At 58.5% G+C, this 24,745-nt stretch carries 16 protein-coding genes; 9 read left to right on the top strand and 7 right to left on the bottom strand.

All coding sequences use genetic code 11. The annotated features are described in order from the left end of the window. The first annotated feature begins 4 nt into the window (after window positions 1-4). Window positions 5-970, top strand: a complete 966-nt coding sequence (glk, locus tag ACP4QI_RS15675; RefSeq protein ID WP_142486623.1) for a glucokinase — start codon at window positions 5-7, stop codon at window positions 968-970. A 41-nt stretch (window positions 971-1,011) separates the two neighbouring features. Here glk and ACP4QI_RS15670 read toward each other — a convergent pair whose 3' ends face one another. Both ACP4QI_RS15670 and ACP4QI_RS15665 read right to left on the bottom strand, forming a co-directional pair. Continuing rightward, window positions 1,012-1,749 carry a LytR/AlgR family response regulator transcription factor gene (locus tag ACP4QI_RS15670; RefSeq protein WP_142486622.1) on the bottom strand — a complete coding sequence of 246 codons (738 nt, stop codon included), beginning with the start codon at window positions 1,747-1,749 and terminating at the stop codon, window positions 1,012-1,014. A gap of 11 nt (window positions 1,750-1,760) precedes the next feature. Then, entirely contained in the window at window positions 1,761-3,458 is a 1,698-nt protein-coding gene (locus tag ACP4QI_RS15665) for a sensor histidine kinase (RefSeq protein WP_142486621.1), read from the bottom strand. Between the two features lie 385 nt (window positions 3,459-3,843). Here ACP4QI_RS15665 and alaC point away from each other — a divergent pair, with 385 nt between their 5' ends. After that, entirely contained in the window at window positions 3,844-5,085 is a 1,242-nt protein-coding gene (gene alaC / locus ACP4QI_RS15660) for an alanine transaminase (protein ID WP_142486620.1), read from the top strand. A 55-nt stretch (window positions 5,086-5,140) separates the two neighbouring features. On the opposite strand, the gene ACP4QI_RS15655 is transcribed toward alaC, so the two are convergent. The 5 genes from ACP4QI_RS15655 to ACP4QI_RS15635 form a co-directional block, all read right to left on the bottom strand. Continuing rightward, complete coding sequence (locus tag ACP4QI_RS15655) at window positions 5,141-5,200, bottom strand: hypothetical protein (RefSeq protein WP_223610505.1); 60 nt, start codon at window positions 5,198-5,200, stop codon at window positions 5,141-5,143. Window positions 5,201-5,572: 372 nt separating this feature from the next. Continuing rightward, window positions 5,573-6,493, bottom strand: coding sequence for a kdo(2)-lipid IV(A) palmitoleoyltransferase (lpxP, locus tag ACP4QI_RS15650; RefSeq protein ID WP_142486619.1), 921 nt, complete (start codon window positions 6,491-6,493; stop codon window positions 5,573-5,575). A 249-nt stretch (window positions 6,494-6,742) separates the two neighbouring features. Further along, the gene (locus tag ACP4QI_RS15645) at window positions 6,743-8,188 is read right to left on the bottom strand and encodes a hypothetical protein (RefSeq protein WP_426495813.1); all 1,446 of its coding nucleotides are present in this window, start codon (window positions 8,186-8,188) and stop codon (window positions 6,743-6,745) included. Next, window positions 8,185-8,643: a hypothetical protein gene (locus tag ACP4QI_RS15640; RefSeq protein WP_426495812.1), complete on the bottom strand. Its 459-nt coding sequence runs from the start codon at window positions 8,641-8,643 to the stop codon at window positions 8,185-8,187. The genes ACP4QI_RS15645 and ACP4QI_RS15640 overlap by 4 nt, the downstream gene beginning before the upstream one ends. Window positions 8,644-8,814: 171 nt before the next feature. Continuing rightward, entirely contained in the window at window positions 8,815-9,708 is an 894-nt protein-coding gene (locus tag ACP4QI_RS15635) for an alpha/beta hydrolase family protein (RefSeq protein ID WP_260609657.1), read from the bottom strand. A gap of 114 nt (window positions 9,709-9,822) precedes the next feature. Here ACP4QI_RS15635 and ACP4QI_RS15630 point away from each other — a divergent pair, with 114 nt between their 5' ends. The 7 genes from ACP4QI_RS15630 (at window position 9,823) to ACP4QI_RS15600 (ending at window position 24,725) form a co-directional block, all read left to right on the top strand. Continuing rightward, window positions 9,823-11,484: a Mur ligase gene (locus ACP4QI_RS15630; protein WP_426495811.1), complete on the top strand. Its 1,662-nt coding sequence runs from the start codon at window positions 9,823-9,825 to the stop codon at window positions 11,482-11,484. A 9-nt stretch (window positions 11,485-11,493) separates the two neighbouring features. After that, window positions 11,494-12,189 (top strand): cysteine protease LapG, encoded by a 696-nt coding sequence (gene lapG / locus ACP4QI_RS15625; RefSeq protein WP_156264307.1) that lies wholly within the window; start codon window positions 11,494-11,496, stop codon window positions 12,187-12,189. A 9-nt stretch (window positions 12,190-12,198) separates the two neighbouring features. Then, window positions 12,199-14,145: a cyclic di-GMP receptor LapD gene (gene lapD, locus ACP4QI_RS15620; RefSeq protein ID WP_426495810.1), complete on the top strand. Its 1,947-nt coding sequence runs from the start codon at window positions 12,199-12,201 to the stop codon at window positions 14,143-14,145. A 26-nt stretch (window positions 14,146-14,171) separates the two neighbouring features. Then, window positions 14,172-14,513: a tryptophan synthase subunit beta gene (locus ACP4QI_RS15615; protein ID WP_142486613.1), complete on the top strand. Its 342-nt coding sequence runs from the start codon at window positions 14,172-14,174 to the stop codon at window positions 14,511-14,513. A gap of 774 nt (window positions 14,514-15,287) precedes the next feature. Beyond that, entirely contained in the window at window positions 15,288-21,731 is a 6,444-nt protein-coding gene (locus ACP4QI_RS15610) for a hypothetical protein (RefSeq protein WP_445730297.1), read from the top strand. Between the two features lie 113 nt (window positions 21,732-21,844). Next, window positions 21,845-23,194: a hypothetical protein gene (locus ACP4QI_RS15605; protein WP_445730296.1), complete on the top strand. Its 1,350-nt coding sequence runs from the start codon at window positions 21,845-21,847 to the stop codon at window positions 23,192-23,194. Window positions 23,195-23,375: 181 nt separating this feature from the next. Next, window positions 23,376-24,725: a TolC family outer membrane protein gene (locus ACP4QI_RS15600; RefSeq protein ID WP_142486611.1), complete on the top strand. Its 1,350-nt coding sequence runs from the start codon at window positions 23,376-23,378 to the stop codon at window positions 24,723-24,725. Window positions 24,726-24,745 lie beyond the last annotated feature (20 nt).

Below are 24,745 nucleotides of genomic sequence, written 5' to 3'. Positions count from 1 at the left end.
AAGAATGACAAAGTATGCTTTGGTAGGTGATGTAGGAGGCACTAACGCGCGTCTGGCGTTATGTGACGTCAACTCGGGGGAGATCTCCCGCGCCAAAACCTATTCCGGGCTGGATTATCCCAGCCTTGAAGCGGTGGTTCGTGTCTATCTGACCGAGCATGATGTCAGCGTTGAGGATGGCAGTATCGCCATTGCCTGCCCGATTACCGGTGACTGGGTGGCGATGACCAACCACACCTGGGCGTTTTCCACGGCGGAGATGAAAGCCAACCTTGGCTTTGCGCATCTGGAAATTATTAACGACTTTACCGCGGTGTCGATGGCGATCCCGATGTTAAAACCGGAACATCTGATCCAGTTCGGCGGTACCCAGCCAGTGGAAGGTAAGCCGATCGCCGTTTACGGTGCCGGCACCGGTCTTGGCGTCTCGCATCTGGTACACGTCGACAAGCGCTGGATCAGCCTGCCAGGCGAAGGCGGCCACGTGGATTTCGCGCCTAACAGCGAAGAAGAGGGCATTATCCTCGAAGAGCTGCGCGCAGAGCTCGGCCACGTGTCGGCGGAGCGCGTGCTCTCGGGCCCGGGGCTGGTGAATCTCTACCGGGCAATCGTCAAGTCTGACGGGCGTCTGCCGGAAAACCTGCAGCCGAAGGACGTAACCGAACGCGCGCTGGAAGATAGCTGCACCGACTGCCGTCGTGCGCTGTCGCTGTTCTGCGTCATCATGGGGCGTTTTGGCGGCAACCTGGCGCTGAATCTGAGCACCTTTGGCGGGGTCTACATCGCGGGTGGGATCGTACCGCGCTTCCTCGACTTCTTTAAATCCTCCGGCTTCCGCGGCGGGTTTGAAGACAAGGGCCGCTTCCGCGACTACGTTCGGGACATCCCGGTATACCTGATCGTGCATGACAACCCGGGCCTGCTGGGTGCCGGGGCGCATCTGCGCCAGACCCTCGGCCAGGTGCTGTAATCCTTCCTCCCCGGTGAACGTCCGTTCACCGGGGATCGCCTTCACAGGTGCATCAGCTGGCGAAAATCTTTCACCTTGCTGCGACTTACCGGCACCTGAAAATCCAGATCCTTCAGCCGCAAAATGTAGGTGTTGTTAAACCAGGGCTCGATCTCGCGGATCTTGTGCAGGTTTACGCAGAACGAACGGTGGCAGCGGAAAAAATGGCTCGTCGGCAGCTTGCTGCAGAACTCGGTGATGTTCATCGGCATCACGAACGACTCGCGACGGGTATAGACAAACGTCATCTTCTCATGCGCTTCGGCGTAATAGATATCGTCCACCGGCGTCACGATGATGCGCTCGTCCTTGATCAAATTGATGGTGTCGTTTTCACGCGTGACCGGTGAGGCTGCGACCTGTCCCGCGCCCGACTGCTGGTGCCAGGCTTGCTCAAGCTTTTGCAGCATGCTGACGATCCGCGACTCCTGATACGGCTTCAGAATATAGTCGAAGGCTTCCAGCTCGAACGCCTCCACCGCATGCTCTTTCCATGCGGTAACAAAGACGATAAAAGGCTTACTGGCAAACTGGCTGATGTTTTGCGCCAGCAGCACGCCGTCCAGCGACGGAATATTGATATCCAGAAAAATGGCGTCGACCCTGTTGTGCTGAAGGTATTTCAGCACGTCCAGCCCGTCCTCAAAGGTGCCGACAATCTCCATCTGGCTATGTTCTTTGATAAGCCAGCTCAGCTCCTGTTGAGCGAGTATTTCATCTTCCACAATGATGACTTTCATGGGCACTCTCTCTACGACAATAACAACGTCTGCGCATGAACGGCGGAGCGTTCATTAGGCACATAAAAGGCGATCTCGGTGCCCGGCTCAAGGCGGCGAATGTGCAGCCCTTCACCATAGAGCAACTTCACGCGGTGGTGAACATTCAGCAGGCCAATTTTATTGCCGGGCATTTCGTTCGACTCCACCCGCTCAATCACTTTCGGATCGATACCGTGGCCGGTGTCGCGTACCGCCACCCGCACGCGGTTACCGCACTCCGCCACGCTTATCGTCACTACGCCTTTACCCTTACGCGGCTGAATACCGTGGACAATGGCGTTCTCCACCAGCGGCTGGATCAGCAAACTCGGGATCACACAGTTCACTTCCTCATCGATGTCGTAGATGACGGTGAGCTTATCGCCAAACCGCGCCTGCTCGATAGCGATGTAATCCTTAATCTGGTAGAGCTCTTTTTTGATGTCGATCTGCTCATCATCCTTCAGCTCAATGTTGTAGCGCAGGTAGCGCGACAGATTAAAGATCAGCTGACGGGCGGTGTCCGGATTCAGGCGGATCGACGAGGAGATGGCGTTCAGGGCGTTGAACAGGAAATGGGGATTAATTTTACTCTGCAGGGCGCGTAGCTCGGCTTTGTTGGCCATCTCCCGCAGCTGCTCGGCACGGGACACCTCCAGCTGGGTGGAGATAATCTGCGACAGCCCGACCGCCATCTCCTGCAAGGATGAGGTGATCTGGTGCGCGTGGCAGTAGTAAATTTTTAGCGTGCCGGTGACGATCCCTTTCTCCCACAGCGGGATCACCAGCATGGAGTGGATCTCCGGGGTGCGGTGGGCTTCATCGTTATTCTTGATGATGATTTTGCCGTCGCTGATGGCCTGTCGGGTGGTGGGGCTAACGGTATCGTCATTATCCCGGTAGTTATGCTCGCCCACGCCCACGTAGGCCAGCACCCGGTCAATATTGGTAATGGCCACCGCATCGGCGTGAATATCGCTGCGGATGATGTCGCACACCTGACGCAGTGATTCGGCATTAATATCGCGAAACAGCGGCAGGGTTTTATTGGCAATATCCAGCGCCAGCTTGGCCTGCCGGGCGGCGCTGGCCTCTTTTTCACCCTCCACGCTCTGCACCAGCAGCACGATAAAGCCGATGCAGACAGTGCCGAGGATCATCGGGATGCCGATTTTCGACACAATATCCAGCCCCAGTTCGGCGGTCGGCGCCCAGGCCACCACCAGAATCATGGTCATCGTTTCACAGACCATCCCGCCGATAATGCCCGCCCGCCAGTGCTGCTTTTTGGGGAATTTGCGGTTGATCCAGCCCGACATCGCGCCCGCGATGACGCAGGTGATAAGGCAGGGAACAGCCGTCACGCCGCCGATATCGATCAGGTAACGGTGAAGCCCGGCGATAACGCCAGTGATAATCCCCACCCAGGGGCCAAACAGGATCCCGCCTGACATCACGGCAATAATACGCACGTTGACCAGGGAGCCTTCCACCGGCACCCCGGACCAGGTGCTGAACAGGGCAAACATCGAAAAGATGACGGTGACCGCCAGCAGCTCGCGCGGCGAGTGGGCTGATTTATGCAGCAGCTCGCGGAACAGGCGGATACGGATCAGGAAGAACAGGCAAATCAGCATTAATGCCGCGCGATCGAAGACCGCCAGCAGCATATTGAATATTTCGTGCACGGGTAAACCTGGGAAAACGGGAAAGAACCATGATAAAAAACCTGACGCCCAATGACCAGCCATCCGTAGAATTTATGAAATGAGGATAAACCATACAGTTAAAAGGGGATAAATTGAGGTTCACCTGAAAGTTGTACTTGTGAGAAAAACCACCCAAAAGTCGTAAATCCATTGATATTAAAATGTTAAGAAAAAGGCATCAGAGATGCCTCTTTTTATTATCACTTCCCGTTTTAGCTGCAGCAGTGTTCCCGTTTTAGCGCTACGTTTTTTTTTATTTTTGCCTCTCGACAAGTCGATTTTTTTCAGGTTATTTTCTAAGCACGCCACACATCGTGGCGACGTCGCTCGGACGGTCCGGGCGCTAACGTTATCTGAGGTAGGTATGGCTGATTCCAGTCCTGAACGCCGTTTTTCGCGTATCGATCGTCTCCCCCCGTATGTGTTTAATATTACCGCTGAACTGAAAATGGCTGCGCGTCGGCGCGGCGAAGACATTATTGATTTCAGTATGGGCAACCCGGACGGCGCCACGCCGCCGCATATCGTGGAAAAACTCTGCACGGTCGCCCAGCGCCCGGATACGCATGGCTACTCCACCTCCAAAGGGATCCCGCGTTTGCGCCGTGCCATCTCGCGCTGGTATCAGGACCGCTATCAGGTTGATATCGATCCCGAGAGCGAAGCCATCGTTACCATCGGCTCGAAAGAGGGGCTGGCGCACCTGATGCTGGCGACGCTGGATCATGGCGACACGGTGCTGGTGCCGAACCCCAGCTACCCGATCCACATTTACGGCGCGGTCATTGCCGGCGCGCAGGTACGCTCCGTGCCGCTGGTGGAAGGCGTCGACTTTTTCAACGAGCTGGAACGCGCTATCCGCGAAAGCTATCCGAAGCCGAAGATGATGATCCTCGGTTTCCCCTCCAACCCGACCGCCCAGTGTGTCGAACTCGATTTCTTTGAAAAGGTGGTGGCCCTGGCGAAGCGTTACGATGTGCTGGTGGTCCATGACCTGGCCTACGCCGATATCGTCTATGACGGCTGGAAAGCCCCGTCGATTATGCAGGTTCCCGGCGCACGCGACGTGGCGGTGGAGTTCTTCACCCTGTCGAAAAGCTACAACATGGCGGGCTGGCGTATCGGCTTTATGGTCGGCAACAAAACGCTGGTGAACGCTCTGGCGCGCATTAAAAGCTATCACGACTACGGCACCTTTACCCCGCTGCAGGTGGCGGCCATTGCTGCCCTGGAAGGGGATCAGCAGTGCGTGAAGGATATCGCCGCTCAGTACAAACGCCGTCGCGATGTGCTGGTTAAAGGGCTGCATGAGGCGGGCTGGATGGTCGAGATGCCGAAAGCCTCGATGTACGTCTGGGCAAAAATCCCGGACGCCTACGCCGGAATGGGCTCGCTGGAGTTCGCCAAGAAACTGCTGCAGGACGCGAAGGTCTGCGTCTCACCGGGCGTGGGCTTTGGCGAGTACGGCGATACGCACGTGCGTTTCGCGCTGATTGAGAATAGCGACCGTATTCGTCAGGCGGTGAGGGGGATCAAGAGCATGTTCCGTGCCGACGGGCTGTTGCCCCAGGCGACAAAAACCTCGCCAGAGCAGGCCGGTCAGTAAGCGCCAAAAAAACAGGAGCCAGTGGCTCCTGTTTTTTTAACTGCATTTTCTTCGCTCAGTTCATCATCAGGGCAAAAGTGCCGACCCAGGCGAACACAATAACCGAAAAACCCATAAAGAAATATTTCACGTTCATCGCTCCGCGTATATCGTGATACGCATTAAATACAGAGTCCAACTGAGTATAGAGAGGTGAAGTCAGGCCAGGACGGAAATGAGAATTATCCCCGTTATGGCGTCAACTCCAGCTCAGAATTCTGCGCTTCCCGCTGCCAGACGGCGCTAATGTACGCCTAAATTTCAGGGGTGACAAGAGGCATTTTTTTAAATAATTTCCGCGACTTACGAGTGTCGTGGAACGGCGACAGTTTAATTTCGTGGGGTAATAAATCGCGCTTGAGCAACATAGCGTGCTAACGATAAAGCGGGGTGATTACAGGTGATTGAAAAGGTTAGTCTCAAGGCGAAACTAACCTTCGGCAGAGGCTTAACGATAGAGGGACGCCTCGCCCTCGGGACGAGTTTTGAAGCGGCGATGCACCCACAGATACTGTTCTGGCGCACGCATGATCTCTTTCTCGATCACCTTGTTGATCCAGGCTGCGGCAGCAACCTCTTCCTGCGGATAGTTTTCCAGTTCCGGCATGATAAACAGGCGATAACCGCTATTATCCGTTTTTCTCACCATTGTGACGGTCAGCATCGTGGCTTTGGACAGGCGTGAAATCACGAAGGTTCCGTTAGTCGTCGCGACATCTTTCACCGCAAAGAACGGGGCGAAGCTGCTGCCATTGCGGCCATAATCCTGGTCCGGGGCAAACCATACCGCTTCCCCTTTTTTCAGGGCACTGACCAGTCCGCGTAAATTATTACGGCTGATCATCGCCTTATTAGAACGCATACGACCGCGGGTCTGTACCCACTCCATCAGCGCGCTGTTGTGCGGCCGATAGGTGGCCATCATCGGCTGGCACAGCCCCATCACGCGACCGCCCAGTTCCAGCGACATAAAGTGCACGCCGATCACCATCACTCCACGGTTTTTGGCCTGCGCACGCTGTAAATTTTCCAGACCTTCGACATCGAACCACTTGCGTACCCGTTTGTCCGGCCAGAACCAGGCCATCCCCGTTTCCAGTAACGCCATGCCGATGGATTTAAAGTTTTCAGTAATCAGATGTTCGCGCTCTTCGGGCGATAAGGCCGGAAAACAGAGCTCGAGGTTTCTGCGGCCAATGGATTCCCGACGTTTCAGAAAACGACGCGAGAGACTACCGAGCGTGGCACCCAACCAGAGCAGCACCGGGTAGGGAAGTTGTACGAGCAGCCACAGAACACCCAGACCAAACCACGTAAACCAGTAACGGGGATGCAGAAGGGTGAGTGTGAATTTGCATTGAGACAAGATAAGACAACCTTTATGAAGAGTGTGGAGGTAGCGCCAGACGGGCGATACGCCGTACTGCTTTTATGACCCGTATTAATACTAACGGTTCCGGGCTGTTACCGTACAGGTCGACTGGTCTGATAATGCGAGTTGCCGTTGGGCGGCGTAATGTAGCACTGAATATATCTTAACTGCTATCACTACTTTGTGCTCAAAAAACAGCAGTAAAAGGCGTCGAAAACGGGCCGATTCAATGTCCCAAAAAAGACATTAGTTTTCATGTGTTTCATAGCCAAAATCAAAGCCCATCAGCAGGTTTTGGCGCAGGGCGTGATTCAACGGATAGCTGTAACTTTGTCCGATGCTGACCGCATGAATAACCCGTAACAGTGTCCCGCCGCCCAGCCTCGAGGGTTCGTCGGTGATCGCCACCTCTGCCCCCTGCAAGCCATGACGTAAGGCGTGATAAGCCGGAGAGGCCGTGATGCTGTTATTCATCATGCTAAACACGCCCGGCAGTAGGCAAATCAACAGCACCGGGAAGGTCAGCGGATGGCGATTGAGCAGGCGAACCGGCCGCCAGGAGGTGATATAGAGCAGGGCCGCGCTCAGGGGGAGCAGCAGCAGATAGAGCAGTTTTGCCAGATGGGTGAGGGCACCGAGCAGCGAGAACATTAACGCAATCGGCGGGACAATCACCGCCCGCGCCGCATCCTCTCCCTGCTTTTCATTCGCGCCGCCCGCGCCGTAGCTTGCCAGCTCGGCCTGCAGGCGCGGGATCTGCTGTTGCACAGCGTAATCAAGATGGGGTGCCTGTAGTTCAAGCGCAAACAGTTTCAGGGCGTCGTCTTTGGGGTACTCAGAAAGGATCCTGCTCTGGCGGGGGAGGGACAGCTTGTCACGCAGCGTTTTCTGCACCACCTCCAGCATGAAAAACGCCTCCCAGTCGAGCCGGGCAGGGATTATCTCCCCCTGATAACGCACCTCTTTCTGTGAAACATCGTAGTAGTCGAGATAGTCCCTGTAAATTTCCGCGCGCGCCACCAGCCAGGCTTTGTAGTAGCCGAGGAGCCCCCCCTCCTGGACGCTGATGCTGTCACGCAGGTTCTGCGCCGCCTCGCTTTCGAGCAGTTCGTGATAGCGGCTGACCGAGCTCATCAGAAGCGGCAGCATAGCTAAAAACGCTTTCCCCGACGGGCTGGTCCAGGTCTGCCGCTGCCCGCCGTCGGGATCCAGCGGGATCCCCTCCAGCGTCTGATGCCCGTCGATTAAGGATTGCTGGTAGAGCTGCGCCAGCAGCGCCTTATGCCGAAATTCGCCGGTGCTTTGCGCAACCTGATGCTCAATCACCCGTTCCACCGTCTGCCAGGTCACCACGCCTGCCAGCAGGCAGAGCGAAAACACCATGCTTGCCACATACAGCGCGGGAAAATCGATGCCACGTTTTTTCAGCCAGGCGTTGCCGCCCAGCACCAGCTGCAGTACCAGCAGGGACGCGGCGATGGCGGTTAACGCCCGGCCGTAGCGTTCCATACTGTGGATTTCATCGGGCGTGGAGAGACTTCCCACCAGATCCAGCAGGCGCGAGTTGAATGCCAGCTCGCAGATGAGATAGGTAAGGGTGAGGATAATTACCAGGACGTTCTGCCAGAGAGGCAGCGTCGGGCGCTTGATCTCAGGGCGGCTGCTCAGTTCACCGATGACGCGTTCCGTCATGATTTCAGCTCCAGACTCGTCTGACGGGTTATCGCCGGTTGCCAGATCTGCTCGGGCAACGAATTGTCCAGCACCGGCATTGCCCTGGGCTGTGGTTGGTCTGCGGCTTTGATCTGCGGCCGTTTTTTCACTTTCACGGGTGGCGGCTCGTCCTCTGGCATTTCGCTGAACGATTCCTGCACGCGCTGCACGGGCATCACCGGGGGATGAACGTACCCAGGGCGATAGTATTTTTGTACCGGCCGTGCCCGGCTGGAGGCATTTTCATGGGAAGAGCACCCGCTTACGCCCAAGAGTAGCGCTAACAGCATCAGCCCGCAGCGGGGTATTTTTTGCAGTGGCACGCTCATCAGTTTGTCCTGACCCTGTTCACAGCGGAGGGATGTCTCCTTAACTGTAATCGGGAATTTTAAATCAGGCAGTTGTATCGCCTGAAAATTCGCCATTTTCGCCATTTTCGCCGCTTCGGTGAGGCGGCGACATGGTCAGTATGTATTCAACGCCAACATTTATTCCTCATGATTTTTTATTATTCATTTCAGGACCATCAGTCTGGGTGATGAGACAAAAGCTCATGGTCAGCCTGCGTTTATCACTACCACGGGCGGGGGCGCAGGGTTGTATCCTCAGGATTTTGGGATATGTCCGCGCTGCGGACAAAGACGAATGGCGTTGACCGCGGCATTACCCAGCAGATTGTGGTACATCGGCGGGGCGGCGGGGCGTTCCAGCAGTTCCACCCGGTGGCCATGTTCCCGCAGCGCAGCGGCAAAGCGCGCCTGCAGATCGAACGGCGTATTGCGATCCTGTGGGCTGCCGATCACCATGATCAGCCGCAGAGGATCGGCGGCGATCCCGTCAAGATGATCGAGCGGATCCCATGGGTGCGGGAGCCCGGTGGTGTCCAGTGCCGGTGTCAGAGCTTTGCCCTGGCGCAGACGTAAACGCTGCGCCCGCTCCAGCAATCCCCAGGCGCCGGAGGAAAGTACCGCGCAGTCGATATCGCGACGGCCGGTGGTCAGCAGCGCCGAGGCGGCGGTTGAGCCGCCGCTGTGACCGCTGAGGATAAAACGCTGAATACCGTAGCGGGCTTTGATGGCGTCAAGGGCGGCCGCGATCGCCTGAAACTCTTCCAACTGACGACGACGGTAGTGGTTGCCGCTGGAGCCGTAGGTGCCGGGGCGGGCGATAACAATCGTTGGCAGCCCGGTCTGGCGCAGCATGGTGCGGGCCAGTCGGCGCTGGGCACCGGCAGTGTTGCCGGGGATGGCGTCGGGTGAACGCTTTATCTGTGAGACCCGGTCGCCTTTCAACACCACCAGCGCCAGCGGGGCGTCACGCAGATTCCCGGCGCTGAAATAGCGCATGCAGGCCTCGCCGCTCGGGTACTGCACCCAGGCGGCGTCGTTGCTGGAGGGGCAGTGTTGTCGGCTGGCCGGTTGGTTCCACAGCAGCGGCTCTTCAGCGTGAGCGAAAGCGCTTATCAGCAGCAGAAACCCTACCCTGGAACATCGACTCACAATACCTCCCCGGCAGAAACAATAGACATACAGAATACACAACGCATTACACATAATGTTATCATCGGTTAGGATTTTTCTGACAGGATTCCTCTGGCGTTATCAGGAGTTAACATGCCGCTCAGCGACTTACTTGCGCAGACCCGCCCGGCGATGGAATTGCTGGACGTTGCGCCTAAACCGCCCGTTTGCCCCTCCTGGGCGATCTTTTTTAGTGCTTCCGACAGTCAAAACCGTGCGCACATTGTGCAGGGTCATGGCGATACCTTTGATCAGGCCTGGCAGCAGGGCGCCGGGGCGCTACAACAGTGGCAACAGCAGAGCGGAGCTAACGTCCGCTGGCTGCGGGTTGACCTCGTCGATAAAGTGAAAGCGCTGCGCTGGGACACGCTGCAAGCCCAGTTAGCCAAAACAAAACGTAACTATTTTCGCTATGGCCTGAGCTTCGATCCGGCATTTCGCTACGCCATGCTGGAGCAGGAAATTGCCGCCAACGCGCTGCTCTATCACGGCGATCACGGCGTCGCCACGCCGAATGCTAACAACCTGGCCCATTTTACCCGTCGTCGCTTCGGGGCGGTGCTGAGCTGGCCCGAACAGCCTGACCAGGCACTCTGGCGTTTCACCACCCGGGCCTTTTTCTGCGATGGCGAGCAGCTGTTGCCTGTTGAGTCGATCGGGCGTAACAGCGGTTACCGCCAGCTACCCGACTGGCAGGCGACGGCGCTGGATCCGATGATCGCCTCGGCCACTGATTATCTGGCGCGCCAGATTACCCCTTCCGGGCGCTATCAGTACGGCTGGTTCCCCTGCTTCGATCGCGCCATTCCGACCTATAACGCCCTGCGCCACGCCAGCTCAACCTATGCGCTGCTCGAAGGCTGGGAGGTGACGCGACAGCCTGCGCAGTTCGCGGCCATCGAGCGGGCGCTGGCCGATCTCTGCACCAGCTTTATTCGCACTTATACCCTGCCGGATGGCAGCGAAGCCGATTTCCTGGTGGATACCGGGGATGAGATCAAGCTGGGCGGCAACGCGGTATGCATCCTGGCGATGGCGAAATACAGCGAGCTGACCGGCGATCCCCGCTACCTGGAGCAGATGGCGCGGCTGGCGAACGGGATTGGCTTTATGCAGGATCCCCAGACGGGTGGGTTTGTGCATGTGCTGAACGGCCAGGATCTCTCCCTGAAGGCGGCGCACCGCATTATCTATTACGACGGTGAAGCGGCCTTCGCGCTGATGCGTCTCTACGGGCTGACAAAGGCGCCGCGCTGGCTGGCAATGGTCGAGCGGGCAATGGATCACTTTATCGAACAGAAGCACTGGCAGGCCCACGATCACTGGCTCAGCTACTGCGTGAACGAGCTGACGCTGTACCGGCCGCTGGAGCGTTATTACCAGTTTGGGCTGGATAACGTGCGCGACCACCTCGATTTTGTCCAGAACCGGGTTACCACCTATCCCACGCTGCTGGAGCTGATGATGGCCGCATCACGGATGATCGCGCGGCTTGAAACCTCGCCGCATAAACACCTGCTGGCGGGCTTCGACATGGCGGTATTTAATCAGGCGCTGGAGACCCGCGCCCGCTACCTGGCTAATGGCTTTTTCTGGCCGGAGCTGGCGATGTTCTTTAAAAACCCGCCACGTATCGTCGGCAGTTTTTTTATTCGCCACCATAGCTACCGGGTGCGGATCGACGATGTTGAGCACTACCTGTCTGGCTATGTCGCGTATCGTCAACGCTGGCGCGCCCGGTCAGGCGAGCAGTAAGCCGCTCCCATGCGACCTCTGCGTTCCTTCATCTCAGTGCAGTGTCGACGTTGGTTGTCGCTCTGGCTGGTGGCATTGCTGGTTATCTCCCCCGGGCTCGGCGCCGGGTGGGATTTCAGTGCCATCAGCACCCGCACCGAGCGGCTGTATGGCCCGGCCACCCCCGCCGCGCGGCAGCGGATCGATGAGTGGGCGGCCTTGCTTAACAACCCAGCGCAGGGCACGATCCAGGACAAGTTAAAGCAGGTTAATCAGTTTTTTAACGCCAGAATGGCCTTCCGGGATGATATCGTCGTCTGGAAGCAGCAGGATTACTGGGCAACGCCGATTGAATTTCTCCGTAAAGGGGCAGGGGACTGCGAGGATTTTGCGCTGGCGAAATATTTTACCCTGCGCGAAATGGGCGTTCCTGCGAACCAGTTACGTATTACCTATGTAAAAGCACTCGAACTGAATCAGGCGCATATGGTGGTGACATGGTATTCCACCCCCACGGCGATCCCGCTGGTTCTGGATAATCTTAAAACCGCCATCCTGCCGGCCACCCAGCGTACTGACCTGCTTCCGGTGTACGCGTTTAACGGCGAAGGGCTCTGGCTGCCGCAGTCCGGCGGCAACAAACGCGTGGGCGACAGCAAAAGGCTCTCCCGCTGGCAGGATCTTCTCACCCGAATGCGTGCAGAAGGATTTGTAATTAATGAATAGGATAGGGCCATGTCTCTTTATAAACAGCTACTGATTGGCATCTGTTTATTTACGTTCGTCATTTTCTGCGGGAACTTCGTGGTGACCCTGGAAAGCTCACGGGAGCAGTACCGCAACCAGCTCAGCGCCCACGCGCAGGATGCGGCGACGGCGCTGGGGCTGTCGCTGACCACCCATATCGACGACCCGACCATGACCGAGCTGATGGTGAACTCCATCTTCGACAGCGGCTATTTCTATCGCATTCGCGTGATCGACATTAAGACCAATAAACCGATCATCGAGCGCAGCGATGTGCCCCAGGATACCCGCGTCCCGCAGTGGTTCGTGCGGCTGGTGCACCTTAGCCCTGGCGAAGGCGATGCCATCGTGATGCGCGGCTGGACCCAGGTCGCCCGGGTCGAAGTGGTCAGCCATCCGATGTTTGCCCTGGCGCGCCTGTGGAACGGCATTGTCGCCAGCTTTTTGTGGCTGACCGGCTGTAGCCTACTGTTCCTGCTCGCCGCCACCCTGCTATTACGCCGCAGGCTGCGCCCGCTTAACTATATTGTCGACCAGGCGATGGCCATCTGCCGCCGCGAGTTCCTCAATGTGCCGGCCCTGCCGAAGACCCCGGAGCTGCGCCGGGTCGTTGAGGCCACCAACATGATGGTGACCCAGCTTAAAGCGTTATTCAGCGAGCAGGCCCGGCGCACCGAGTCCCTGCGTCAGGAGGCCTATCATGACAGCCTGACCGGTCTGAGCAACCGCCGCGCGTTTGATATGCAGCTACAGTCGCGCCTGAGCGATGAAGAGAACGTCGGCGGGCACATCCTGCTGCTGCGGGTCCAGGATTTGATGGGCCTCAACCAGCGTCTGGGCGGGGCGAAATCCGATCGGCTGCTGGTGGCGGTGGCGGATATTCTGACCGGCCTGCAGCGCAACTATTTTCACAACGAAGGCTTTGTTGCCCGCGTGCGCGGCGGGGAGTTCGCCATTATCTCCCCGCAGATCCTCGGGCAGGATCTCGATAACCTGAGCAACACCCTCAGCACCCAGCTGAAGGCGCTGTCTGAGACGGGCATGAGCGACGTGACGCCGGTCGCCCACTTCGCGCTGGTTCCTTTTAACGTGGGCGATACCCCCCAGGCGGTGCTGGCGCAGGCGGACCAGGCGCTGGCGAGAGCGGAAACCGAGATGCGCTTCTTTGCCAGCTCCGATACCGTACCGACCGGAGAGCGCGAAGAGGATCATCACAGCTGGTACACTCGCCTGGATACCGTGCTGACCAATGGCACCTTTGAGCTGTTCTCGCAGCCGGTGTATGAGTGCAACAACGCGCATGTGGTGCTGCACCATAAGATCCTTGCCCGCATTAAAACCCGTGAGGGTGAGCTGGTGCCGGCGGGGCGCTTTATGCCGTGGATCCACCGTCTCGATCTCAGCCGTCGCATGGACATCGTGATGCTGCAACAGACCCTGCAAGAGCTGGCAAAATCGCCGCGCCCGCTGGCGCTCAGTATCAGCGGCGCCAGCGTCGGAGACGACCAGAGCCTGAACGCTCTGCTGCAACCGCTGAAAGGTGCACCGCAGCTGGCAACATGGCTGACTCTTGAGCTGGATGAAAATGAGCTTCCCGATGTTGAGCGCGTAAACGTGCTGGTCAGTCGTCTGAAGGCATTGGGTTGTCGTCTGGGGATCCAGCATTTTGGTGGTCGTTTCCACCTTATCGGCAATTTACCGCAGTGGGGTCTGGCCTGGATTAAAGTTGATGGCAGTTATATTCGCGATATAGACAGCGAGGACGATAAAAAACTGTTTATTGAGGCAATTTACTGGGCAACACGCCAGATTAACCTGCCGCTTATTGCCGAACGTGTGGAAACAGCTGGTGAACTGACGATTCTGGAAAAAATTGGCCTTCATGGCGCGATGGGTCGCTATTTCGCTGACGCCAGTACGCTGGGCGGAAATTAACCTCACAGGCTGAACGGAGGCTGAAAATGTATTACGTAGAACGCGATACGGAAAGACGAATTATTCGGGTGGAGCTGACCCCTTTTTCCACGATGACGGAACAGCATGACCTGTGCACACCCGAGATTGACGAGTGGATGCGTCAGCGAGAGATCCGCGAAGCCACGCTGTATCAACTGCGGCAGAGCGACCTTGAAATGGTGCGCGTGCTTGAAGACTTGATCGAGGTGCTGATGAGCAAAGGCGTGATCACCATTACCGATCTGCCGCCAGCTGCGCAGGCGAAACTCACCAGCCGTGCGCAGGCGCGCCGCTCGCTGAGCGGTCTGGAAGGGTTAATCGCAGAGGATGATGAAGGGCTTATTTAATCCCTATCGTTACGTGAAGGGATTAATCAACAATGACCAGGGGGCGATGGTCTGGCTCCCTGTTTTGATAGGCATACCTTTTAAAATTTCTTTTCATTCATGTCATCTATTAATATAAGGCCCTGACTCGGGCCTGCATCAATAAATTTGTTGCTGAAAGGCGTATCGTAGTCAGAGTTGCACAGCAAATTACTAATACAGATTTAATTCTCTTTTAGCATTCTAAGCCTGAGCAATGGATGAATTGGGCGTGAAAAGGATTGAGGGATAAATATATGAGCGGCGTATCCGGGATCGTCAAAGCAGTAATAGGGCAGGTATTCGCAGTCAGTCCTGATGGCAGCACGCGGTTGCTGACGGAAGGTGACAGGGTCCTCGACGGGGAACAAGTCCAGACGGGAGCAACTGGTGCGATTACCTTATCGCTGGCGAACGGCAAACAGTTAGATCTGGGCCGTGACAGCCACTGGGACAGCGCAGGGCATGTGGCCACCGACGCCACAGCGGCCCAGCAGCAGGACGTTGCAGCTATTCAGCAGGCCATTGCCGACGGGCAGGACCCGACGCAAACCCTGGAGGCGCCGGCCGCAGGTCCTCAGCCCGGTGATTCTGGGGGTGAGCCAGGCGGCAGCGGCGGAGGGTCGCATACCCACGTCGTGCTCGATTTAACCGCTGAGATTGTCGACCCTAATGCAGGTTACCCGACGATCGGCCTTGATTTTCCTGATGATGAGCCCCCGGAAGAATTAACGCTGCTCGATACTGACGATTCGGATGCAGATGCAGATGCAGACGCAGACGCTGATGCCGACGCGGATGCAGACGCTGACGCCGATTCCGATTCCGATGCTGATGCTGATGCTGATGCCGATGCCGATGCCGATGCGGATGCAGATGCAGATGCAGATGCTGATGCGGATTCTGACGCCGACGCGGATGCAGATGCCGATGCGGATGCAGATGCCGATTCTGATGCCGATGCCGATGCTGATGCAGACGCGGATGCGGACTCTGATGCAGATGCGGATGCCGATGCGGATGCCGATGCCGATGCCGATGCCGATGCGGATGCGGATGCGGATGCGGATGCGGATGCGGACGCCGATGCAGATTCTGACGCTGACGCTGATGCGGACGCCGATGCCGATGCGGACGCCGACGCCGATGCAGATTCTGACGCTGACGCTGACGCTGACACTGACGCTGACGCTGACGCTGATGCGGACGCCGATGCCGATGCGGACGCTGACGCAGATGCAGATTCCGATGCGGACGCCGATGCAGATTCCGACGCCGATGCGGATGCCGACGCGGACGCCGATGCAGACGCAGATGCCGATTCTGACGCTGATGCCGATGCGGACTCCGATGCGGATGCGGATGCGGACGCCGATGCGGATGCAGACGCCGATGCCGATGCCGATGCTGATGCCGATGCTGATGCTGATGCTGATGCTGATGCCGATGCTGATGCCGATGCCGATGCCGATGCCGATTCCGATGCGGACGCCGATGCGGATGCAGATTCCGATTCTGACGCTGACGCTGACGCTGACGCTGACGCTGACGCTGACGCTGATGCGGATGCGGATGCCGATGCCGATGCGGATGCCGATGCCGATGCGGACGCCGATGCGGATGCAGACGCTGATGCTGATGCCGATGCCGACGCGGATGCCGATGCTGATGCTGATGCTGATGCTGATGCAGATGCAGATGCAGATGCAGATTCTGATGCTGATGCAGATGCTGATGCTGATGCTGATGCAGATGCAGATGCAGATGCAGATTCTGACGCTGACGCTGACGCTGACGCCGACGCCGATGCAGATTCCGACGCCGATGCGGATGCGGATGCGGATGCGGATGCCGACGCGGACGCCGATGCAGACGCAGATGCCGATTCTGACGCTGATGCCGATGCGGACTCCGATGCGGATGCTGATGCAGATGCAGATTCCGATGCAGATGCCGATGCGGACTCCGATGCGGATGCAGATGCAGATGCCGATGCTGATGCTGATGCTGATGCTGATGCTGATGCAGATTCTGACGCTGATGCGGATGCGGATGCCGACGCCGATGCTGATGCAGATGCAGATGCAGACGCAGATGCGGATGCAGATTCTGACGCTGATGCCGACGCCGACGCGGACGCTGATGCAGATGCAGATGCAGATGCCGATTCTGATGCCGACGCCGATGCCGATGCGGATTCTGACGCCGACGCTGACGCTGACGCGGATGCCGATGCTGATGCTGATTCTGACGCCGATGCAGATGCAGATGCAGATGCGGATGCAGATGCGGATTCTGATGCGGACGCCGATGCTGATGCAGACGCCGATGCTGATGCCGATGCGGATGCGGACGCCGATGCGGACGCTGACGCAGATGCCGATGCCGATGCGGATTCTGACGCTGATGCGGATTCTGACGCAGATGCCGATGCCGATGCGGATTCTGACGCTGATGCGGATTCTGACGCGGACGCCGATGCCGATGCAGATGCAGATGCGGATGCGGATGCGGACGCCGATTCTGACGCGGATGCAGATGCAGATGCCGATGCGGATGCAGATTCTGACGCCGACGCCGACGCCGACGCGGATGCTGATGCGGATGCGGATGCCGACGCGGATGCCGATGCCGATGCGGATTCTGATTCTGATGCCGATGCCGATGCCGATTCCGATGCCGATGCCGATGCAGATGCGGACGCCGACGCCGATGCCGATGCAGATGCCGACGCAGATGCCGATTCTGACGCGGATGCCGATGCAGACTCTGACGCCGATGCTGATGCCGATGCGGATGCGGATGCAGATTCTGACGCCGACGCCGACGCGGATGCTGATGCGGACGCAGATGCGGATGCCGACGCGGATTCTGATGCTGATGCCGATGCCGATGCCGATGCCGATGCCGATGCGGATTCTGATGCGGACGCCGACGCCGATGCGGACGCTGATGCCGATGCCGATGCCGATGCCGATGCTGATGCTGATGCGGATTCTGATGCAGATTCTGATGCAGATTCTGACGCTGACGCTGACGCTGACGCCGACGCCGACGCCGATTCCGACGCAGATGCTGACGCCGATGCCGATGCAGACGCAGATGCCGATGCCGATGCGGACGCTGACGCTGATGCCGATGCCGACGCCGATGCCGATGCCGATGCCGACGCCGATGCCGATGCCGATGCCGATGCGGACGCTGATGCCGATGCCGATGCTGATGCTGATGCGGATTCTGATGCAGATTCTGACGCTGATGCGGATGCGGATGCGGATGCAGATTCTGACGCTGACGCCGACGCCGATTCCGACGCCGATTCCGACGCAGATGCTGACGCCGATGCCGATGCAGACGCAGATGCCGATGCCGATGCTGATGCCGATGCTGATGCTGATGCTGATGCTGATGCGGACGCTGATGCCGATTCTGACGCTGATGCCGATGCCGATGCCGATGCCGATGCGGACGCCGATGCGGACGCCGACGCCGATGCGGACGCTGATGCCGATGCTGATTCTGACGCCGACGCCGACGCCGACGCCGATGCGGACGCTGATGCCGATGCGGATGCAGATTCCGATTCTGACGCTGATGCGGATGCCGATGCCGATGCCGATGCCGACGCCGACGCGGATGCAGATGCCGATGCTGATGCCGATGCGGACGCTGATGCGGATGCGGATGCCGATGCTGATTCCGACGCCGACGCTGATGCTGATGCTGATGCTGATGCGGACTCTGACGCGGATTCGGATGCGGACGCTGATGCGGATGCGGACGCCGATGCCGACGCCGATGCGGATGCAGATGCAGATGCCGATTCTGACGCGGATGCTGATGCGGATGCGGATGCGGATTCTGATGCCGATGCCGATGCCGATGCCGATGCGGACGCAGATGCAGATTCCGATGCGGACGCCGATGCTGATGCAGACGCCGATGCAGACGCGGATGCCGATGCAGATGCCGATGCCGATGCCGATGCGGACGCCGATGCGGACGCCGATGCGGACACAGATTCCGATTCTGACGCTGACGCGGATGCGGATGCCGACGCTGATGCCGATGCCGATGCAGATGCTGATGCCGATGCCGATGCCGATGCGGACGCAGATTCCGATTCTGACGCTGACGCTGATGCGGATGCAGACGCGGATTCTGATGCAGACGCAGACACTGATTCCGACGCCGACGCCGACGCTGACGCGGATGCCGATGCGGATGCAGATTCCGATTCTGACGCTGACGCTGACGCTGATGCGGACGCAGATGCGGATGCGGATGCGGATGCGGATGCGGATGCGGATGCGGATGCGGATGCGGATGCGGATGCGGATGCGGATGCCGACGCGGATGCGGACTCTGACGCGGATGCCGATGCGGATTCTGACGCCGATGCAGATGCGGACGCTGATGCTGATGCCGATGCTGATGCCGACGCGGATGCGGACGCCGATGCCGATTCGGATGCGGACGCTGATGCGGATGCAGATTCTGACGCGGATGCAGACGCCGATGCCGACGCGGATGCCGACGCGGATGCCGACGCGGATGCAGATGCTGACGCGGATGCAGATGCTGATGCAGATGCCGATGCGGATGCCGATGCGGATGCAGATGCAGATGCAGATGCGGATGCAGATGCAGATGCGGATGCAGATGCTGATGCTGATTCCGACGCCGACGCCGACGCCGATGCAGATTCTGACGCTGATGCCGACGCGGATGCCGATGCGGACGCTGACGCAGATGCCGATGCGGACGCCGATGCGGACGCAGATTCCGATTCTGACGCTGACGCGGATGCGGATGCCGACGCTGATGCCGATGCTGATGCTGATGCGGATGCCGACGCTGATGCCGACGCTGATGCAGATGCAGATGCAGATGCAGATGCAGATGCAGATGCAGATGCAGATGCAGATGCAGATGCGGATGCCGACGCTGATGCTGATGCAGATGCAGATGCAGATGCAGATGCCGATTCTGACGCTGATGCTGATGCGGATTCTGACGCCGACGCGGATGCAGATGCCGATGCGGATGCAGATGCCGATTCTGATGCCGATGCCGATGCTGATGCAGACGCGGATGCGGACTCTGATGCAGATGCGGATGCCGATGCGGATGCCGATGCCGATGCCGATGCCGATGCGGATGCGGATGCGGATGCGGATGCGGATGCGGACGCCGATGCAGATTCTGACGCTGACGCTGATGCGGACGCCGATGCCGATGCGGACGCCGACGCCGATGCAGATGCAGATTCTGACGCTGACGCTGACGCTGACACTGACGCTGACGCTGACGCTGATGCGGACGCCGATGCCGATGCGGACGCTGACGCAGATGCAGATTCCGATGCGGACGCCGATGCAGATTCCGACGCCGATGCGGATGCCGACGCGGACGCCGATGCAGACGCAGATGCCGATTCTGACGCTGATGCCGATGCGGACTCCGATGCGGATGCGGATGCGGACGCCGATGCGGATGCAGACGCCGATGCCGATGCCGATGCTGATGCCGATGCTGATGCTGATGCTGATGCTGATGCCGATGCTGATGCCGATGCCGATGCCGATGCCGATTCCGATGCGGACGCCGATGCGGATGCAGATTCCGATTCTGACGCTGACGCTGATGCGGATGCGGATGCCGATGCCGATGCGGATGCCGATGCCGATGCGGACGCCGATGCGGATGCAGACGCTGATGCTGATGCCGATGCCGACGCGGATGCCGATGCTGATGCTGATGCTGATGCTGATGCAGATGCAGATGCAGATGCAGATTCTGATGCTGATGCAGATGCTGATGCTGATGCTGATGCTGATGCAGATGCAGATGCAGATGCAGATGCAGATTCTGACGCTGACGCTGACGCTGACGCTGACGCCGACGCCGATGCAGATTCCGACGCCGATGCGGATGCGGATGCGGATGCGGATGCCGACGCGGACGCCGATGCAGACGCAGATGCCGATTCTGACGCTGATGCCGATGCGGACTCCGATGCGGATGCTGATGCAGATGCAGATTCCGATGCAGATGCCGATGCGGACTCCGATGCGGATGCTGATGCAGATGCAGATTCCGATGCAGATGCCGACGCGGATGCCGATGCCGATGCTGATGCCGATGCTGATGCCGACGCCGACGCCGACGCCGACGCGGATTCGGATGCAGATGCAGATGCAGATGCAGATGCAGATGCAGATGCCGATGCTGATGCTGATGCTGATGCTGATGCTGATGCTGATGCAGATTCTGACGCTGATGCGGATGCGGATGCCGACGCCGATGCTGATGCAGATGCAGATGCAGACGCAGATGCGGATGCAGATTCTGACGCTGATGCCGACGCCGACGCGGACGCTGATGCAGATGCAGATGCAGATGCCGATTCTGATGCCGACGCCGATGCCGATGCGGATTCTGACGCCGACGCTGACGCTGACGCGGATGCCGATGCTGATGCTGATTCTGACGCCGATGCAGATGCAGATGCAGATGCGGATGCAGATGCGGATTCTGATGCGGACGCCGATGCTGATGCAGACGCCGATGCTGATGCCGATGCGGATGCGGACGCCGATGCGGACGCTGACGCAGATGCCGATGCCGATGCGGATTCTGACGCTGATGCGGATTCTGACGCGGACGCCGATGCCGATGCAGATGCAGATGCGGATGCGGATGCGGACGCCGATTCTGACGCGGATGCAGATGCAGATGCCGATGCGGATGCAGATTCTGACGCCGACGCGGATGCGGATGCGGATGCAGACTCTGACGCCGACGCCGACGCCGACGCGGATGCGGATGCAGACTCTGACGCCGACGCCGACGCCGACGCCGACGCGGATGCGGACGCCGATGCCGATGCTGACGCCGATGCGGACGCAGATGCCGATGCCGATGCGGATGCGGATGCAGATTCTGACGCCGACGCCGACGCCGACGCGGATGCTGATGCGGACGCAGATGCGGATGCGGATGCCGACGCGGATTCTGATGCAGATGCTGATGCAGATGCAGATGCAGATTCTGACGCTGACGCCGACGCCGATGCCGATGCAGACGCAGACGCAGACGCAGATGCAGACGCAGACGCCGACGCAGATGCCGATGCTGATGCCGATGCTGATGCCGATGCCGATGCAGATTCTGACGCCGATTCCGACATCAAACTGACCGTTACCGTCACGCCAGGCAGTAAAACGACCGAGACGTCAGATGACAAGATCATCCACATTAACGGCGGCAGCGGCGATCCGAACGGTTACGATATTCAGAACGGCGTGATCGTGGCGATCGGCAGTAATGTGCACGTCTGGCTGACCCCGGATAGCCCGGACGGCAAGGTGCAGGGCGACTTCGTGCCGAAGGCTGACAGCGCGGATCAGATCCACTACTACAACAGCCAGGGTAACGCCAACGCCAATAACGGTGATAAGACCCATACCGATATCTTTGTGGTCGGTGACCATACTGGTGGCTACTACCAGCAGAGCGACTGGCCGCAGGATCGCTATGACTTCCGGCCGCTCAACGGCATTACCGGCAACCAGGGCTTACCGCAGAGCAGCGTAGGTAAGGACTATATCTTTGTTCAGGGTAATGAGGCTGACTACACCGTCACCGGGGTCGATCATCCACAGAACGGCAAAAACAACGACATAGATAACCTGCATGTGGTTGATAATGAGACCGGGAAGTCGCCGTTCCAGAACGCCAACGGCATTGAGGGCGTTATTTTTGGTGACGGGCCATCCTCTTCGCACGGGGGCAGTACCACCGTTACCACAACGGCTACCCTGAACCTTGACGTGAATCTCGAAAGCTCAGACAGCACCGACCACCTGAGGAGCATCACGCTGGACGGTATTCCTGAAGGTGCGACCTTTACGGGTAACCACACCAGCGTCACTTACGATGCGGAAAAAGGGGTCTACATCCTGACCTTTGATAACGATACCTCGCACTATACCGGCCAGGTCAGCGTCGAACTTCCGGCCGGTAGCAGCGATTTTGGTAAGGTCACGCTGGAAGTGGACTCTACCGCTGTCGAACAGCACGAAACCGAATTCACGGTTGACGGCAAAGAGGGCGGAACCTTCGTCAGCGAAAGCCACGGTGGGGAAGAGCATGCCGATGACGCTGTTGACGACGATCGTTCTCTGATGGCCAGCCACAGCGTCGAGGAGAGTCATCCCGATCATGACGGTGAGGAGAGCGATAAGCAGACGCACACCAGCAGCCTGGATGCTGACGATCGCGCCGCCTCGTTAATCGATGACGACAATCTGATGCTCAACACCACGAACGCAGAGCACAGCGAGACGTCGACGGCATCGGCCGATCATGCCAGTGATGCGTTGTTGGGCGATGCGCAGAGCGAGTCCCTCGCCACGCTGCAAAGCGCCAGCCCGGGTCAGGAGGAGCAGCTGAACTTCAGCGATCTCATCCACGACGAGGAGCATAACGATCTCAGCAATCTGATTCAGGCCGGTCCGCAGAGCGATGGGGCAGAGGGACCGGCGGAGGTCGAACATGTTCCCGCTGAAGGCGGTGAGATAGCCGGAGCGGACGGTTACGATGCCGGTAACGACGCGATGCTGGATAATCTGATCGCGAAACCGGAAGAGCACGTCTGATCCGCCGCCGCGCAGGGTGCAGTTGGGCTCTGCGCGGCAACAAAAATGAGATGAATTCAGGTCAGACGAGGGATCCCGTCCGATCATAAACTCGCAGGATGCATTTTTTCCCTCGGTCTAATGGGATTTTCTCTGGTGGGTATTGACCAACAATCAAGGGATATGAAGGAAAAACAGCAAGATGAAACAGTATAGTCAGATTGTGATGGGTGCGGCGCTGGTGTTGAGCGCCACGCAGAGCCAGGCCACTACCCTGGAGCAGGCCGTAAAAGATAGCCTGTTATGGCACCCGGAAGTTAACGCGTCGGTCAACAGCCGCTATTCCGCAGATCAGGATCTCCGCGCCGCCAAAGGCGGTTATCTGCCGACGCTGGATCTCACGGCCGGTACCGGCTGGGAGCAAACCGATAACGCCAGCACCCGTGCGGCAGGGGATCATCTGCGTGATTTGCACCGCAGCGAGTCCGCCATCAACCTGCGACAGAACGTCTTCAATGGATTTGCGACCACCAGCGAAGTGGGCCGCCAGAAAGCGACGGTCAACTCGCGTGCCTGGACGGTGCTGAATACCAGCGAATCTACCGCCCTGCAGGCGATCCAGAGCTATCTCGATGTCCTGATGCGCCAGCAGATGGTGGCGCTGGCAGAAGATAACCTGAAGAATCACGAGCGGGTGTTCGATCAGATCCGCCTGCGTACCGAGCAGGGCGTGGGCCGTCAGGCAGACTTCGATCAAGCGGAAGCACGCCTGGCGCAGGCGCGCAACAACCTGCTGACCGAGCAAACTAACCTCGAAGACTCCCGTGCCAACTACCAGAGCATTACCGGCAAAGAGCCTGATACGCTGGTGATGCCCACTAAAATCGTGGTTCCTGCCTCGCTGGACGCCGCGCGTTCGGTGATGCTGGAAAATAACCCACTGCTGAAGCAGGCCGATGCCGATGTGGAAGCGACCCGCCAGCAGTACGAGGCGGCAAAATCGCGCTTCTACCCGGATGTGAATGTTGAAGTCGGTCGTACCATGGATAACAACATCGATGGCACCCGCGGGCACAGCCAGGAGTGGCAGGCGATGCTGCGTATGCGCTACAACCTGTACAACGGCGGCAGCGACCAGGCCACGCTCACCTCTTACGCCTACAAAATGAAAGAGGCGCAGGATGTGAAAAATAACGCCCAGCGTCAGCTGAACGAAGAGCTGCGTCTGGCCTGGAACGCCCTGAAAAACGCCAGGCAACAGGTGCCTATCGCCAAAGACTATGCCGATCGCAGCGTGAAGGTGCGGAGCGCCTATCAGGAGCAGTTCAGCCTGGGCGACCGTACCTTGCTCGATATGCTGGACAGCGAAAACGAAGTGTTCAGCGCCCAGCGCCGTTACGTCGAGCTGCAGTTTGTGGACATGTTTACCACCTACCGGATCAACGCCCGAACCGGCGAACTGCTTAAGAGCCTGAATATTCAGGCGCCGTCGGCAGCGCAACCGCTCGATCAGGCACAGCGTTCACAGACGGAGCTGCCTGAATTAAAATAAGCCGCCCTTAAAGGCTGACG

Origin of the sequence: Leclercia sp. TB492 (assembly GCF_049974505.2) — a bacterium.
Taxonomy (GTDB): Bacteria; Pseudomonadota; Gammaproteobacteria; order Enterobacterales; family Enterobacteriaceae; genus Enterobacter; species Enterobacter adecarboxylatus_C.
Note: the sequence above shows the minus strand (reverse complement) of the source record. Positions and strands in the feature narration are given on the sequence as shown.

Coding starts and splice junctions, on each gene's coding strand:
- glk (WP_142486623.1), top strand. CDS start 5: ATGACAAAGTATGCTTTGGTAGGTGATGTAGGAGGCACTAACGCGCGT.
- ACP4QI_RS15670 (WP_142486622.1), bottom strand. CDS start 1,749: ATGAAAGTCATCATTGTGGAAGATGAAATACTCGCTCAACAGGAGCTG.
- alaC (WP_142486620.1), top strand. CDS start 3,844: ATGGCTGATTCCAGTCCTGAACGCCGTTTTTCGCGTATCGATCGTCTC.
- ACP4QI_RS15645 (WP_426495813.1), bottom strand. CDS start 8,188: ATGACGGAACGCGTCATCGGTGAACTGAGCAGCCGCCCTGAGATCAAG.
- ACP4QI_RS15640 (WP_426495812.1), bottom strand. CDS start 8,643: ATGGCGAAAATGGCGAATTTTCAGGCGATACAACTGCCTGATTTAAAA.
- ACP4QI_RS15630 (WP_426495811.1), top strand. CDS start 9,823: ATGCCGCTCAGCGACTTACTTGCGCAGACCCGCCCGGCGATGGAATTG.
- lapG (WP_156264307.1), top strand. CDS start 11,494: ATGCGACCTCTGCGTTCCTTCATCTCAGTGCAGTGTCGACGTTGGTTG.
- lapD (WP_426495810.1), top strand. CDS start 12,199: ATGTCTCTTTATAAACAGCTACTGATTGGCATCTGTTTATTTACGTTC.
- ACP4QI_RS15615 (WP_142486613.1), top strand. CDS start 14,172: ATGTATTACGTAGAACGCGATACGGAAAGACGAATTATTCGGGTGGAG.
- ACP4QI_RS15610 (WP_445730297.1), top strand. CDS start 15,288: ATGCAGATGCAGATGCAGACGCAGACGCTGATGCCGACGCGGATGCAG.
- ACP4QI_RS15600 (WP_142486611.1), top strand. CDS start 23,376: ATGAAACAGTATAGTCAGATTGTGATGGGTGCGGCGCTGGTGTTGAGC.